Origin of the sequence: Enterobacter adelaidei, assembly GCF_041937165.1 — a bacterium.
GTDB classification, from domain to species: Bacteria; Pseudomonadota; Gammaproteobacteria; order Enterobacterales; family Enterobacteriaceae; genus Enterobacter; species Enterobacter adelaidei.
This window is the reverse complement of sequence record NZ_CP154353.1, coordinates 2,265,910-2,280,280: the sequence shown is the minus strand read 5'-3', so window position 1 is coordinate 2,280,280 and position 14,371 is coordinate 2,265,910. Positions and strand designations below refer to the sequence as shown.

Here is a 14,371-nt window from a genome sequence, read left to right as displayed (position 1 = left end):
ACGACGTGAATATGTCCTCGTTGTAGTGACGGCTTTTAATTCTGAAAATGAGGTAATCATTATGCAAGATTTTATCTATCATAATCCGGTAAAAATTCTTTTTGGTCGCGATCAAATTTCTGCGTTAGCACAAGAAGTCCCGCAGGGTAAAAAGGTCATGATTGTCTATGGCGGGGGCAGCGTTATAAAACACGGTATATTGAAACGCGTAAAAGAGTCCCTGACAAACACCCTGGTTTATGAGTTTGGCGGTGTAGAAGCAAACCCTCATTATGAAACCCTGATGAAAGCCGTTGAGATTGTCAGAACAGAAAAAATTGATTTTCTTCTGGCCGTGGGCGGCGGTTCAGTGATCGACGGGACTAAATTTATTGCCGCCGCAGCCCTCTACGAAAATGATCCATGGGAGATCGTCAAGAGTTATGGCGGCGTGGTGAAACAAGCTCTCCCTTTTGGATGCGTGCTGACCCTGGCGGCCACGGGTTCAGAGATGAATAACACGGCGGTGATTAATCGGGTGACCACCCAGGATAAACTCTTTTTCACCTCCCCTTACGTTATGCCGAAATTTTCAGTGCTCGAACCGGAAATGACCTACACGCTGCCTGAACAACAAACCGCAAACGGGGTTGTTGATGCCTTTGTCCACGTTCTTGAGCAATACATTACTTACCCGGTTAACGCTAAGGTGCAGGATCGCCTGGCGGAAGGACTGCTGAGCACGCTGAAAGAAGAAGGCCCAGTAGCCCTTAAAAATCCACAGAACTACGACGCCAGAGCTAACATCATGTGGGCTGCGACGATGGCCCTGAATGGAATGTTGAGCGCAGGTGTCCCAACTGACTGGGCTTCTCACATGATTGGCCAGGAAATTACTGCATTATACGGAATCGACCACGCCCGTACCCTCGCTATCGTTATGCCTGCACTATGGCGCTTGTGCAAAAAGGAAAAAGCAGAAAAGCTGGCTCAGTACGGTGCGCGTGTCTGGAATATTCCTGAGTCTGATAGCGAAAAAATGGCCGATGAGGCTATCAATGCCACCGTGGAATTTTTTGAACTGATGGGCGTTAAAACCCGACTTTCTGATTATGGTCTGGGCGCGGAAGATATTTCAGCTGTTATCGGCAAGTTAAAAGAACATGGGCACATCGCATTAGGTGAACATGGAAAAATTACTGCTGAAGTGGCGGAAACAATACTGAACATGGCACTTTAATTGACTAACGATCTACTCTATTAGGCGCTAAGCCTGCGCACCTGGCAGGCTTAATTAAACATTAACGGTATTGCAAAATGCAGAAAATGAATGACACATTTCCCTATATGCCATTAATGGCTTTTGCGATGACCGGATTTATTTGCATCATGACGGAAACTATTCCAGCAGGATTATTGCCAGAAATCAGTAAGGGAATGAATATTTCGCTGGCTAGCGCAGGCCAGTGGGTCACCGTCTACGCCCTCGGGTCATTATTTGCCGCTATTCCGTTAACTATCGTTACCCGGTCGTGGAATCGGAAATATGTCTTATTAATGACCGTAGCGGGATTCTTCATTTTTAATACCATTACCGCACTTTCATCAAATGTTTACCTGACCCTGTTAGCGCGTTTGGGGGCCGGGGCGGCTGCGGGACTGGCGTGGAGCCTGCTGGCGGGGTTTTCACGCCGAATTGTTGAGCCGCTTCATCAGGGTCGGGCTATGGCGATAGCCATGGCTGGGACACCGCTGGCGCTCTCACTAGGCGTTCCGCTGGGAACCTGGCTTGGGCATTATCTTGGCTGGCGCCTGACGTTCGGTATTATGTCAGTACTTTCGCTGTTACTAATGATATGGATCCGTATCAGCGTTCCGGACTCTGCGGGGCGGCTTTGTTGAATAAATCGAACTTTTGCTGAGTTGAAGGATCAGATCACGCATCTTCCCGACAACGCAGACCGTTCCGTGGCAAAGCAAAAGTTCAAAATCACCAACTGGCCCACCTACAATAAAGCCCTCATCAACCGTGGCTCCATAACTTTCTGGCTGGATGATGAAGCTATTCAGGCCTGGTATGAGTCAGCAACACCTTCTTCACGAGGCAGACCTCAGCGCTATTCTGACCTTGCCATCACGACTGTGCTGGTCATTAAACGCGTATTCAGGCTGACCCTGCGCGCTGCGCAGGGCTTTATTGATTCCATTTTTTCTCTGATGAACGTTCCGCTACGCTGCCCGGATTACAGCTGTGTCAGCAGGCGGGCAAAGTCGGTTAACGTCAGTTTCAAAACGTTCACCCGGGGTGAAATCGCGCATCTGGTGATTGATTCCACCGGGCTGAAGGTCTTTGGTGAAGGCGAGTGGAAAGTCAAAAAGCATGGCCAGGAACGCCGTCGTATATGGCGAAAGTTGCATCTGGCAGTTGACAGCAACACACATGAAATCATCTGTGCAGACCTGTCGCTGAACAATGTGACGGACTCAGAAGCCTTCCCGGGTCTTATCCGGCAGACTCACAGAAAAATCAGGGCAGCATCGGCAGACGGCGCTTACGACACCCGGCTCTGTCACGATGAACTGCGGCGTAAGAAAATCAGCGCGCTTATCCCACCCCGAAAAGGTGCGGGTTACTGGCCCGGTGAATATGCAGACCGTAACCGTGCAGTGGCTAATCAGCGAATGACCGGGAGTAATGCGCGGTGGAAATGGACAACAGATTACAACCGTCGCTCGATAGCGGAAACGGCGATGTACCGGGTAAAACAGCTGTTCGGGGGTTCACTGACGCTGCGTGACTACGATGGTCAGGTTGCGGAGGCTATGGCCCTGGTACGAGCGCTGAACAAAATGACGAAAGCAGGTATGCCTGAAAGCGTGCGTATTGCCTGAAAACACAACCCGCTACGGGGGAGACTTACCCGAAATCTGATTTATTCAACAAAGCCAAGTCTATCAGTAAAGAGAATGAGAGATCAAAGTGGTCATTTTAATTGAGCTGGATAACGGACATTTCAATTGAGCCTTGACAAGTATGAATCCATGGGAAATCTACACATTATCTGTTGTCATTGCCCTGGTCATTGAGCCCACTGAAAGTACCTTCCAGACGCTGTTCATCATTTTCCGTTTTCAGGTGGCGTCGCTGGTGCGCTATACCAGTTCTCTTTTGGCACCATTACACTGTTTTCCGGTTGCAATACAAAGTTCGGAGACATGATCTGCACGTTAAATTCATTGAAGACGTCCTGAATATTGCTGTGCAGTTCGTTACGGGCATCCGCCAGTGACACATCCGGCAGCAGTCGTACCTGTAATTCATAAGCAATGTACCAATCCATCAGACTCAACTGTCGCACCAACGGTGGCTGTGAAAGATCGATTCCTTTGGCACGTTTGGCCGCCAACTCCAACATTGCATGCACCTGACGCCATGGCGTGTCGTAACCAATGGTGACGCCGACAGTCAGGTTAACGCCACCGTTTGTACTTTGCGCACTCAAATTGGTAATTTTACCGCTTACCACGACAGCGTTCGGCACGGTAACCACGTAGTTTTCACGGGTGATAATTTTGGTTGCAAGCATACCAATTTCACTTACCAGCCCCTCGTTATCTGCCACCCGAATCATGTCTCCTTTGCGGAGAGCACGCGAGTAAATCAAAACCAGACCACTCATTGCATGGTTCATCACCCCGGCAGAGCCTAGCGTGAGCATCAGGCCAAAGAAAACACTGATGCCTTTAAAAGCCAGTGAATTGGCCCCGGGCAAAAAAGGATAAGCTGCCGAAAGCGCAAAGAGCCACACCACGACTGAAATCAGCTTGCGGGTTGCACCAACTGTTTCAGGATGGATACCGGGCAGTTGCAAACGCCCTGCTTCCACCTGATTGAGTACCATCTTTAACAACTTCAAAATGAAGGCGGTAATAAGGAAGATGATCAGAACAATCAACAGGCCCGGTAACGCTGAGACAATAGACAGCGCGATATCGCGTACCGCGCGTACGGACCACTCTCCCAGAGACTCTCCCCAGACGCGCGTCCAGGGGAACAGGCTGAAGGTCCAACTCAGCCAGACATAGAGTGCGACAATTCCCAGTAAAATCATCAACAACGTATACAGGCGCGTTTCGATAGCACCGATAAACCGCCGCCAGCGCTGAGGTACCCAGCTTCGATTCTCAAAAATACGCCGGCGATAAACACGTTTGATCCAGCGCCATAAACGGTATGTGCCGTACCAGAACAGCACCAGTGCCAGCAGTCCCGCTACGGTCTTCACCGCCGATAGCGCCAGCCAGCCGCTGTTATACTGATCGCTCAAGGCTGAGCGTTGCGCTTCCATACGCGCCAGTACGCGCTGCGCCGCCTGGTCAAGCGTAAGATCGTCTCCCTCGTCGAGATCGCCTGCTGTCAGTAGCATCACCGGTTTGCCGTTCATCACGATGAGCCGTCCCGGCTGGTTATAACGATTTACTGACACAATCTTTAGCGGTTCGCGAACATCAGCTTCAGTGAAATTTCGTAGCGTATTGCGGATGCGTAACACCCGTTCTTCTGGCGTGGTAAGACCGAACTTTGCCTGTAGCATGACGATCGGTTGATGGAAAATATAAACCGTGCGAGCGCGCTCCTTTTCAGTGGGCTCCTGTCGAGGTTCCGCCGCATGGGAATTAACAAGCACAGAGAAGAGAAAACACGTTAAAAGCGCGAGCACAATCCTGTTCATATTCGCCACCGAAAACGCGAGAATTATCGTTATTTTTCAAAAAGCCAAATCAAGGCCGATCGCTTTTTTAGCATAGTCCAGCCCTTCACTTACGCAATGATAGATACCCCTTTTTCCGATATCGCACGGATCCAGTCCTCATCGGTATTGCCATCGATAACGATGGTATTCGCCAGAGACACATCGCCAATCACAAACGATGACGCGGTGTTTATTTTTTCCGGTGAGGCCAGGACAACCGTCTCGGCGGCTCTGCCGGAAAATGCACGTTTGATGCACGCTTCTTCAAAATCACCGGTCGTCAGTCCCGCGTCAGGGTGGATGCCGGTCACTCCCATAAAGAACAGATCTGCGTGAATATTTTCGATACCTTCAATGGCCCCCGCGCCGACCGCAACAATAGAGTGTTTATACAGGCGGCCACCAATCAGAATCACCTCGACAGAAGGATGATTAACCAGTCCCAGAGCGATACTCGGGCTGTGCGTTACCACGGTGATGTGCAGGTCAGGAGGTAAAAACGTAATCAGTTCAGCGGTCGTTGTCCCGCCGTCAACGATCACCACCTGACCCGAAGAGATAAGCTGGGCACCTTTTTGGGCCACCTTTTTTTTCGCATCCATCTTAACGAGTTGACGTTCTGCGAACGGAGCAATGGCTGAAGATGACGGTAGCGCGCCACCGTGAACGCGCTGTAAACGCCCTTCTGCCGCCAGTTCACGTAGATCACGCCGTATAGTGTCTTCAGAGACATCGAAGAGAATACTAAGTGCTTTCGACTGAACTTGCCCTTCGGCTTCGAGTTTTTCAACGATCAATTGTTTGCGCTGACTGGTGAGCATTTAGATTCCTGATGTTGCATGATTAATCTTGAAGTTGCACGATAATGCTGGTTATGATGAATACTCTACGTAAGGAGGAACAATCGTGCAATCAAAACGTGCAGATGTACGCATTATTGACAGTGAAACGCTGTCAAATAACTGGTATATCCTTAAAAAATATACCTTTGACCTGCAGCGCCGTGATGGCGAATGGCAGCGGCAAAACCGTGAAGTTTATGACCGGGGTAACGGCGCGACAATCCTGCTCTATAACCGTGAGAAAAAGACGGTGATCCTGACCCGCCAGTTCCGTTTTCCTGTATTTATCAACGGCCATGAGGACGATTTGATCGAAGCTGCTGCCGGGTTGCTCGATAACATGGATCCAGAGAGCCGCATTAAAGCTGAGGCGGAGGAAGAAACCGGGTTTAGCGTTTCATGCGTGCAGAAAATCTTTGAAGCGTATATGAGCCCGGGCTCCGTTACGGAAAAACTCTATTTTTACCTTGCCGAGTACCATCCGAAAGACAAAACCAGCTCAGGCGGCGGAATCAAGGCGGAGGGCGAAGATATTGACGTACTCGAAATAACGCTGGAAGAAGCATTACAGGGCATTGAAACGGGTAAGATTGTCGACGGAAAAACCATCATGCTGCTTTACCATGTTGCACTGAAAGGCATTTTGTAATTTGCGACGCTCATGACGCCTGCCGCTGCGCAGGTGTCTGCCTGTGCTATTCTTGCAAAAACATGCAAAACGGAGATCTGACAATGGCTGACTGGAACCCTTCCCTTTACCTGCAATATGGTGCAGAACGAACGCGTCCTGCCGCTGAACTGCTCGCCAGAATTCCACTGGATGAGGTCTCCTCCATCGTTGATCTGGGCTGCGGGCCAGGCAACAGTACTGCCCTGTTAAAGCATCGCTGGCCCTCGGCACATATCACTGGGGTTGATAATTCACCTGCGATGCTGGAAGAAGCACGCAAGGCGTTACCTGACTGCCATTTTGTTGAAGCCGATATTCGCCAGTATAAGCCCGGCCAGCCGCTGAGTCTGATTTACGCTAATGCATCGCTGCAATGGATCCCTGACCATTACGATCTCCTGCCTCACCTTGTCTCTTTGCTTATGTTAAATGGCGTGCTGGCGATCCAGATGCCTGACAACTGGCTCGAACCCACCCATGTGGCGATGCGTGAAGTGGCGCTGGAGCAAGATTATCCCGATCGTGGTCGTGAACCGTTGCCCGGCGTACATGCCTATTTTGATATTTTGTCAGAAGCCGGTTGCGACGTAGATATCTGGCGGACAACGTATTTTCATAAAATGAGCTCTCACCAGGCCATTATTGACTGGGTCAGCGCCACCGGTTTGCGCCCCTGGCTGCAGGAGCTGAATGAGAGCGAGCAGAAACATTTTCTGAAACGCTACCATGAACTACTGGTAGAGCAGTATCCGCTCCAGGAAAACGGGCAGATACTGCTGGCTTTTCCACGGCTGTTTATTGTTGCTAAACGTCAACCCTGATGGCTTATGACCGGGCTTCTTTGAGCAGCTGTTGAATGACCTTCTCTTGCTGTTCATAGTTGCCTTCGCCAAAAGAGGTGTAGCGTAACTGCCCTTTCGCATCAAAATAGTAATGTGCGGGCCAGTACTGGTTGCTGGTTGCCGAAAGCATTCCAGATTTGATAGTTGTTATCGGTCACAACCCGATAGGGCAACTGCCACTTATTCACCGCATTTTTTACCGAGGAAAGCGGTTTTTCCCAGGGGTACTCGGGCGTGTGGACCCCAATCACCACCAGACCCTGTGACTGGTATTTTGTCGCCCAGTCACGCACATGCGGGAGCGTATGCTGGCAGTTGATACAGTCCCATGTCCAGAAATCGATCAGCACTACCTTACCGCGCAGCGATTCAGACGTGACACTGTCACCATTTATCCACCCTGTTCCACCGCTTAACGAAGGTAACTGACTGCTGGGCTCCGCCATCACGACTGGCTGAAGCTTCACCGGTGTGGTTGCTGGTTTTGCCAGATTCAGCAACGATGTTTCCAGATAGTCGGCAACGCCGTTAGCGCCTTTCAATATGGATGTTACGCCTGTTGCATTCAAAGCCACAGCCGCTAGCATCACGCCCCCCGCAGCCTGGCGTAATCTCTCCATCAGCGCCGACTTTGCTCTCAGCGGTGCCATCAGTTTTCGCCCGCCGATAATAAGCAATCCCAGCATCAGCGCGCATCCGCTGCCATAGGCGGCCAGCAGAGCCCCTGTCGCAATGGCTGAATTCCCCGCAATATTAATGCTGAAAATGGCGCCCAGAATCGGTCCGGCACAGGGAGACCAGAGCAACCCCACGGCTAGTCCGGCCAGAAAAGCCGATGCTATACCGCGCGTTTGCCCGCTCCGGGTATTGAGGGCATTTCCCACGCTGACGGCAGGCTGCGCAATACGCCGGGCAAAGGATGGAGAGATTAAGCTCAGCGCGGCGATAGCCAGAATGACAAGCGCGACCCAGCGCCCGATAATGGTTGCCTCTGCAATCCACTCGCTGGCGACGGTGACGGCCATCGCCACCAGGGTGAACATCACGATCATCCCCGCAAAGAGCGCCAGAATATGTCGTCGTTGCCCTTGAAAACCGGCGAACAGGAGCGGAATAACCGGGAGCGTACATGGACTGAGCAGGCTTATCATCCCACCTAAAAAAGCGATTATCAGAAACATAGTGACCTCACATGACAGATGCTGCAACGCTGCAGTGAGGCTATTTCATCGTACCGATGTGTTCAGGATATGTGTAAAACCTGGGGTTTTGTCTGGCTCTGTATCTGTCTCCCTGAGAGATACAAAGCCGTACAATTAGCGTCGAGGCAGTGCAATGGAGACGTCGAGCCCTCCCTCTGCGCGGTTTACCAGCTTCAGCTTTCCTTCGAGTTGGGCGGTGAGCTGCGCGGCAATAGCCAGACCAAGCCCGGTTCCGCCGGTGTCACGGTTGCGCGATGTTTCAACTCGATAAAAAGGCTGCAACACGGCCGCGAGCTCGGCCTCGGGTATTCCCGGCCCCGCGTCCCTAATGTGAATGATAAGCTCCTGGGCAGATGAATCATCAATAGCGATGACGGCACGCTCGCCGAATTTCAGAGCGTTATCCAGCAAATTAGTCATCACCCGACGAAGCGCCTGCGGGCGAGTAACAACGGGTAAACGAGCCTCGCTTGCCTGAAACTGCACGTTTTTACCGATGTCCTGATAATCGCACGCTATGCTATTTACCCACGCGTTCAACTCCAGTTTCAGCGACGTCTCTTCCAGTGATTCTGATGACCGGGCATATGCAATCCCCTCCCGCACCAGACGCGACATGTTATCAAGGTCATTTAATAGCTTGTCGCGAAGCTCAGGTTGTTCTGCCATTTCGACACGCAGTTTCATGCGTGTTATTGGGGTCTGGAGATCGTGAGAAATGGATGCGAGGATCTGCGCGCGGTCTTTGATATAGGACTGGATGCGAGCCTGCATTGCATTGAAGGCATGCGCTGCTCGTTGTACTTCAACCGGTCCCTTCTCTTTCATGGGGGCATTTGCCGAAGGATCCAGCGTATCTACCGCATGGGTAAATTGTGAAAAAGGCCGTATCACCTGTCGTACCGCGATCCAGGAGCAGGCAGCAAGGAGCAAAAGTTGCAGGATGAGAACAACAGGTAGCCAGCTTGCGACCGGCGGCATTCGGGGGATCAGGTCAATGGTCAGCGGCGAGCCATCGTGCAATGTGAGATGTGCCTGAATATGGGAAACAGAACCCGGAACCGCGGTAAAACTGAGCGGATAGTCAGCCGCGAGGGTCTCTTTTAACGTTCGGATGGCATCCTGCGAACGCTTATCCGTCGGCGCGGCGCCAGGCTCACCTGCACCGAGGATATAACGATAGTTACCCCGTTCAAGTCGCGGAAGCCAGGCCGCGCGTTCACTGGCGGGTAACCGGTCTAAAATGGCCACGCTGGTTGCAACATCGTATTCCAGATTACCGAGCATCACCGTGCGGGCACTGTGCATTCGTTCAACCATGACCAGCGTCATACTCAGGGCGTTGGCCAGCAAGAGACCCGCAAGCACAATGATCAGCAGTCGGGCAAGCAGTGAGCGTGGCCAAAGCGTCATTCATTAACCTCTTTGATTGTCACGGGCATGGTAAAAACATAGCCTTCACTGCGCACGGTTTTAATATAGGCAGGCGTGCGTGCATCTTCATTCAGACGCTGGCGAACCCGGCTTACGAGCAAATCGATAGAACGTTCAAACAGTTCGGCGTCTCGCCCTTGCGTCAGGTTGAGCAACTGATCCCGGGAGAGAACACGTTGAGGATGGTCGAGGAATACGCGCAGCAGGCGATACTCCGCCCCGCTGAGCGCCACGATCACCCCTTCCGGGTCAATTAAGTGGCGGGCGACGGTATCCAGTTGCCATTCACCAAACATCACCAGTCGTCCTGCCTCGGTCACCTGTAAATTGGGCGGCATGGTGCGAAACCGCCGCAAAATTGCTTTGATACGTGCCAGTAGCTCACGGGCGACAAACGGCTTCACAACGTAATCATCCGCCCCCATTTCCAGTCCCAGGATCCTGTCCGTCTCTTCGCTGCGCGCCGTCAGCATCAGGATGGGCAAATCTTTGTGTTTGCCGCTGCGAAGCTGTCGACACAGGGTGAGTCCATCATCACCGGGCATCATGACATCCAGCACTACCAGGTCGATATGCTGTTTATCCAGCACGGCACGCATCTCTTTACCGTTTGCCGCACCGGTCGCGCGATAACCGGACTTAATGAGATAGTCGACAATCAGTTCACGAATATCCCTGTCGTCATCGACGACAAGGATATGATCAATATGCTCCACCGAATTCTCCTGACTGAGGGGTAACGTATTGAAAATAGCACATATCACAGCCTATCCGCGTCGATAACCGCCTTGACGAAATCCTGTGGATCTTCCTGAGGAGGGTTGTGCCCCACGGTTGCGCCGAAGGTGCGGTGCTCATATTTACCGGTAAATTTACCTGCATAGGCCTGCGGTGCCGGGTGCGGCGCACCGTTATTTCCGCCTTCAATGGTAATGGTCGGGACGGTAATATTCGGCAAAGTCGCCAGTTTTTGCTCGTAGCTGTCGTATTTACGCTCCCCTTTTTCCAGCCCTAAACGCCAGCGATAGTTGCTGAGCGTCACTGCGACGTGATCCGGGTTATCAAGGGATTTGGCGCTGGCGTTAAAGGCTGCATCGCTAAATTTCCAGTCAGGCGATGCCTGCGACCAGATTAAGCGCGCGAAATCATGCGTGTTTTTGGCATAGCCTTCAGCACCACGCTCGGTGGCGAAATAGAACTGATACCACCACTGCTGTTCGGCTTTTGGCGGCAACGGTTGTTTGCCAATCTGCTGGCTGCTGATGAGATATCCACTCACCGACACCAGTGATTTAACGCGCTCTGGCCAAAGCGCCGCAACGATATCCGCCGTACGGGCACCCCAGTCGTATCCCGCGAACACCGCCTGTTTGATATTCAAAGCGTCCATCAGGTTAACAATGTCTTTCGCCATCGCCGAAGGCTGGCCGTTGCGCGGCGTTTTTGCAGACAGGAAGCGCGTGGTGCCGTAGCCGCGCAGAGAAGGCACAATCACCCGGTAGCCTTTGGCCGCCAGCGCAGGCGCTACCTCGGCGTAGCTGTGAATATCGTAAGGCCAGCCGTGTAATAAAATGACCGGTTGACCATTTTTGGGGCCGATGTCGACATAACCGACATTCAGATCGCCGGCGTTAATTTGCAGTGGATGATCAAAAGCTGACGCGAAGTTTGTGCCGGTGGCTTCGGCCTGACAGGACATCACCGTGCCAAGAGAAACGGTCAGTGCGAGGGTTGAGTACGCGAGTTTGCTGAACATGTTGGTATCTCCGGTTGAGTACATTTCACGGGGATATAACAACACCTCAATGTATAGCGGATATGTGCGAAAGCGGGTTTATTGCAAGCCTGTGTATGTATCCGGGGCGCTGATACAGTGTGATACAAACACAGGCGTTACAGATTTACAGGGAGAGGCGATAGCGGACGTAATCGTCAGCTTCACCATATTTATCATAGAGTTTACGCGCCGGATTGTTCTCCCTGGTGACCCAGTATAGTTTTGACCACCCTTCCCGCTTGCCTTCCTCTATCAGGGCATCAATGAGCGCTTTTCCGGCTCCCGCCCCGCGCTCGGTGGCATCAACAAACAGATCTTCCAGGTAACAAATGGGCGCCGTCGACCAGGTTCCTTCGTGCAGAATGCACATCGCAAAACCGATGACCTTTTCGTTCTTCTCTACTACGCGGCAGAACATCTGTGAACGATCTGATAACGCCCTTTCCCATGTCGATGCGGTAACAGATTCCTCAAGGTAGCAGTCATAAAAATGGGTATAGCCATCCCACAGGGGACGCCATTGAGAATAATCATCTGCGCGTAAAGCTCTTACCGTGACAGCCATGTATTTCCTCGTATTACAAAGAGTTCGCCATTATCAAAACCCGACTTAGTTTTCGGTAACGTCACATCACCTCTTTAACGGATTTTTAACCGCATTTCACGTGCCAGCCTGGCAAGACGCTGAGTACGACAATACAGCGTAAACAGCACAAAACCACTGCTATTCATCACTACCCGACAAAGTAACAGTGCGGAGAATGCGATGACTAGTGGCCAAAGACTTCCGTCATGGGAAAGCAGAAGATATAGCGTCTGAACGAGGGTTAGTACCAGCATAACTATGAACAGCGTCATAAACCCCTGCAATCCCGACGTTGCCCCTCGTGCCAGAAGCGCGCTTATAACAATGAGCGCGCCTGTCATTACTAATGATGGTACGAAAAAGCTCAGTGCATGATTTAATGGAGATAACCCCTGCATAGTATGGAGAAAAGGCAAAAGGTTAAACGCAAACACCACTAAAAACAGAGGGAACAACGTGGCTACCGGGTAAGGATTTTGACGCGGCAACTCGCTAAGGGGACGAGAAAAATACTGTTCCATCTCGGGAGTGGAATAGTTCAACAAACGAGGATCACGACGAGCAATAGCTTCCTCTATCTCTCTGCCATGCTGCAGAAGATCCAGGAAAACCCGTCCCGTTAAAAGAGACAAAAATCCCATCAAAATTTCGCCACTAAAGAAATGTTGCCCATTTTTGGTAGTGAATAACCCCAGCATGGCTCAGCAGAATGTGATAGACATGAAAATATCAGAACCCAAACAAAAGCATAACGCTTAAATATGGAGATCCGCGGATGACGATACCGACTCTCACGACAGAACGCCTATTGCTAAAACCGTTGGTTGCCGAAGATGCCGTCCAGATACAGAAGCTTTATCCGCGCTGGGAGATCGTCCGCTATATGGTCTCTTCTGTACCCTGGCCCTACCCGGATAACGGCGCGGAAAACTATGTCAATAATGTGGCGCTGCCGGATATGGCAAAAGGAATTGCCTGGTTCTGGAGCATCCGCCGTCGCGACGTTCCCGATGAACTGATGGGCATTATCTGCCTTTACGATGTCGAAGATAATAACCGTGGTTTTTGGCTGGCTCCGGAGTTTCAGGGTCAGGGATTTATGCGAGAGGCCAGTATTGCAGCAACGGATTATTGGTTTAATACACTGAACAAGTCGTTATTGCGTGCGCCAAAAGCCGCTGCAAATAGCCGCTCCCGACGTATTTCGGACAGTAGCGGCATGCGGCTTATCAGGACAGAAAAGAAAGCGTACGTCAGCGGAATACTGGATTCTGAGCTGTGGGAGATCACCCGCGACGAGTGGAACGCCCGTCAGGTCAGCTGATAATGTTTATCCGGCATCAGCCTGTCAGGAATAGTCTCTTCATCGTTCATCTGCAGCAGATCGCGTTCCATCATGTTGCAGATGGCGTCCAATGGCAGGTCATTATTTTCTGTACCAAACGGGTCTTCCAGTTCTTCCGCCAGTGCATCCAGCGAGATGAAAGTGTAAGAAATCAGCGCAGAGACAAACGGCGTCATGTAATGCAGGTCCACAACCAGCGCGAACGGCAGCATGATGCAAAACAGATACACCGTACGGTGCAGAATTAACGTATACGCAAACGGCACTGGAGTCGTCGCAATACGCTCACAACCAGACAGAACGATGGACATGTCGTTCAGACGGTTATTCAGACTGTGGAAAAGAATGTCTGATAGTTGTCCGTTACGACGTCGAACAGCCAACCACTCTCCCATGATCAGCAAAATACGGTTCGCCGGCGAGTTGGCTTCCATCACTTTTTTTAAATCATCTGCGGCAAGATAGCGAGACAACTGACCGGCGTTCATTTCCCGGCGCAGGGTCATGCGTAAACAGTTGGCGAAGGCAATCTGCAGGCGGACAAATTCACCCAGATACTTATCGTCTGGTAGGGTGTTTTTTACCTCGCGAAACAGAGAGCGGGCCGCTATCATCAGTTGCCCCCAAAGCAGGCGAGCTTCAACGTAGCGCGAATAACAGGCGTTGTTTCTGAAACCTAAAAAGATAGCGATCGCCACGCCGAGAATGCTAAATGGCGCAACCGTAAATTTGATGCCGAGAGAGGTATACCACGGTAGCATCACGATCACGGCGATAGATAACAGGAAGTTAAGTAACAGTCGGGTATAGATTTTAGGCAGTACTGAGCCATGCCAGACAAAAATCATTTGCAGCCAGTGCTGCTTAGGACGAACAATCATAGTGAGTTTCAGAAAAGAAAAGAGCGTGGTTATTAAACGTGATCCCCCACACGGTTGCA

The 14,371-nt window shown here is 51.3% G+C and carries 13 protein-coding genes and 2 pseudogenes; 6 read left to right on the top strand and 9 right to left on the bottom strand.

Annotated elements, in window-relative coordinates; all coding sequences use genetic code 11:
* Positions 1–61: 61 nt before the first annotated feature.
* The 3 genes and pseudogenes from AAHF05_RS11100 (at position 62) to AAHF05_RS11090 (ending at position 2,871) form a co-directional block, all read left to right on the top strand.
* Positions 62–1,219, top strand: coding sequence for an iron-containing alcohol dehydrogenase (locus AAHF05_RS11100; RefSeq protein WP_021243026.1), 1,158 nt, complete (start codon positions 62–64; stop codon positions 1,217–1,219).
* An 86-nt stretch (positions 1,220–1,305) separates the two neighbouring features.
* Positions 1,306–1,872: pseudogene (locus AAHF05_RS11095) on the top strand (MFS transporter); the annotation flags it as partial.
* 30 nt (positions 1,873–1,902) lie between these two features.
* Complete coding sequence (locus AAHF05_RS11090) at positions 1,903–2,871, top strand: IS5-like element IS903B family transposase (RefSeq protein WP_022652343.1); 969 nt, start codon at positions 1,903–1,905, stop codon at positions 2,869–2,871.
* Positions 2,872–3,098: 227 nt separating this feature from the next.
* Here the strand turns inward: AAHF05_RS11090 and AAHF05_RS11085 are convergent, their stop codons facing one another.
* Both AAHF05_RS11085 and AAHF05_RS11080 read right to left on the bottom strand, forming a co-directional pair.
* Complete coding sequence (locus AAHF05_RS11085; RefSeq protein WP_129325033.1) at positions 3,099–4,712, bottom strand: mechanosensitive ion channel family protein; 1,614 nt, start codon at positions 4,710–4,712, stop codon at positions 3,099–3,101.
* 89 nt (positions 4,713–4,801) lie between these two features.
* A complete protein-coding gene (locus AAHF05_RS11080) occupies positions 4,802–5,554 on the bottom strand; it encodes a DeoR/GlpR family DNA-binding transcription regulator (RefSeq protein ID WP_129325032.1) in 753 nt (250 codons plus the stop codon).
* 85 nt (positions 5,555–5,639) lie between these two features.
* Here AAHF05_RS11080 and AAHF05_RS11075 point away from each other — a divergent pair, with 85 nt between their 5' ends.
* Both AAHF05_RS11075 and tam read left to right on the top strand, forming a co-directional pair.
* On the top strand, positions 5,640–6,224 hold the full coding sequence (locus AAHF05_RS11075; protein ID WP_129325031.1) for a GDP-mannose pyrophosphatase: 585 nt from the start codon (positions 5,640–5,642) through the stop codon (positions 6,222–6,224).
* 83 nt (positions 6,225–6,307) lie between these two features.
* Complete coding sequence (gene tam, locus AAHF05_RS11070; protein ID WP_129325030.1) at positions 6,308–7,066, top strand: trans-aconitate 2-methyltransferase; 759 nt, start codon at positions 6,308–6,310, stop codon at positions 7,064–7,066.
* Positions 7,067–7,070: 4 nt separating this feature from the next.
* On the opposite strand, the pseudogene AAHF05_RS11065 reads toward tam, so the two are convergent.
* The 6 genes and pseudogenes from AAHF05_RS11065 to AAHF05_RS11040 all read right to left on the bottom strand — a co-directional run bounded on the left by AAHF05_RS11065 (position 7,071) and on the right by AAHF05_RS11040 (position 12,727).
* Positions 7,071–8,268: pseudogene (locus AAHF05_RS11065) on the bottom strand (cytochrome c biogenesis protein/redoxin).
* A 135-nt stretch (positions 8,269–8,403) separates the two neighbouring features.
* A complete protein-coding gene (locus tag AAHF05_RS11060; RefSeq protein ID WP_129325029.1) occupies positions 8,404–9,702 on the bottom strand; it encodes an ATP-binding protein in 1,299 nt (432 codons plus the stop codon).
* Positions 9,699–10,439: a response regulator gene (locus AAHF05_RS11055; RefSeq protein WP_128347722.1), complete on the bottom strand. Its 741-nt coding sequence runs from the start codon at positions 10,437–10,439 to the stop codon at positions 9,699–9,701. Before AAHF05_RS11055 ends, AAHF05_RS11060 begins: the two co-directional genes overlap by 4 nt.
* 44 nt (positions 10,440–10,483) lie before the next feature.
* Positions 10,484–11,479, bottom strand: a complete 996-nt coding sequence (locus tag AAHF05_RS11050) for an alpha/beta fold hydrolase (RefSeq protein ID WP_129325028.1) — start codon at positions 11,477–11,479, stop codon at positions 10,484–10,486.
* Between the two features lie 145 nt (positions 11,480–11,624).
* Entirely contained in the window at positions 11,625–12,065 is a 441-nt protein-coding gene (locus tag AAHF05_RS11045; protein ID WP_108089916.1) for a GNAT family N-acetyltransferase, read from the bottom strand.
* Positions 12,066–12,139: 74 nt separating this feature from the next.
* On the bottom strand, positions 12,140–12,727 hold the full coding sequence (locus AAHF05_RS11040; RefSeq protein WP_129325035.1) for a hypothetical protein: 588 nt from the start codon (positions 12,725–12,727) through the stop codon (positions 12,140–12,142).
* 134 nt (positions 12,728–12,861) lie between these two features.
* Here AAHF05_RS11040 and AAHF05_RS11035 point away from each other — a divergent pair, with 134 nt between their 5' ends.
* Entirely contained in the window at positions 12,862–13,410 is a 549-nt protein-coding gene (locus AAHF05_RS11035) for a GNAT family N-acetyltransferase (protein ID WP_129325027.1), read from the top strand.
* On the opposite strand, the gene AAHF05_RS11030 is transcribed toward AAHF05_RS11035, so the two are convergent.
* A complete protein-coding gene (locus AAHF05_RS11030) occupies positions 13,398–14,312 on the bottom strand; it encodes a bestrophin family protein (RefSeq protein WP_238934275.1) in 915 nt (304 codons plus the stop codon). The genes AAHF05_RS11035 and AAHF05_RS11030 overlap by 13 nt on opposite strands.
* Positions 14,313–14,371 lie beyond the last annotated feature (59 nt).

What these genes read in the sequence shown, in the direction of transcription:
- AAHF05_RS11100 (WP_021243026.1), top strand. Translation starts at nt 62, where the DNA reads ATGCAAGATTTTATCTATCATAATCCGGTAAAAATTCTTTTTGGTCGC.
- AAHF05_RS11085 (WP_129325033.1), bottom strand. Translation starts at nt 4,712, where the DNA reads ATGAACAGGATTGTGCTCGCGCTTTTAACGTGTTTTCTCTTCTCTGTG.
- AAHF05_RS11080 (WP_129325032.1), bottom strand. Translation starts at nt 5,554, where the DNA reads ATGCTCACCAGTCAGCGCAAACAATTGATCGTTGAAAAACTCGAAGCC.
- tam (WP_129325030.1), top strand. Translation starts at nt 6,308, where the DNA reads ATGGCTGACTGGAACCCTTCCCTTTACCTGCAATATGGTGCAGAACGA.
- AAHF05_RS11060 (WP_129325029.1), bottom strand. Translation starts at nt 9,702, where the DNA reads ATGACGCTTTGGCCACGCTCACTGCTTGCCCGACTGCTGATCATTGTG.
- AAHF05_RS11050 (WP_129325028.1), bottom strand. Translation starts at nt 11,479, where the DNA reads ATGTTCAGCAAACTCGCGTACTCAACCCTCGCACTGACCGTTTCTCTT.
- AAHF05_RS11045 (WP_108089916.1), bottom strand. Translation starts at nt 12,065, where the DNA reads ATGGCTGTCACGGTAAGAGCTTTACGCGCAGATGATTATTCTCAATGG.
- AAHF05_RS11040 (WP_129325035.1), bottom strand. Translation starts at nt 12,727, where the DNA reads ATGGGATTTTTGTCTCTTTTAACGGGACGGGTTTTCCTGGATCTTCTG.
- AAHF05_RS11035 (WP_129325027.1), top strand. Translation starts at nt 12,862, where the DNA reads ATGACGATACCGACTCTCACGACAGAACGCCTATTGCTAAAACCGTTG.
- AAHF05_RS11030 (WP_238934275.1), bottom strand. Translation starts at nt 14,312, where the DNA reads ATGATTGTTCGTCCTAAGCAGCACTGGCTGCAAATGATTTTTGTCTGG.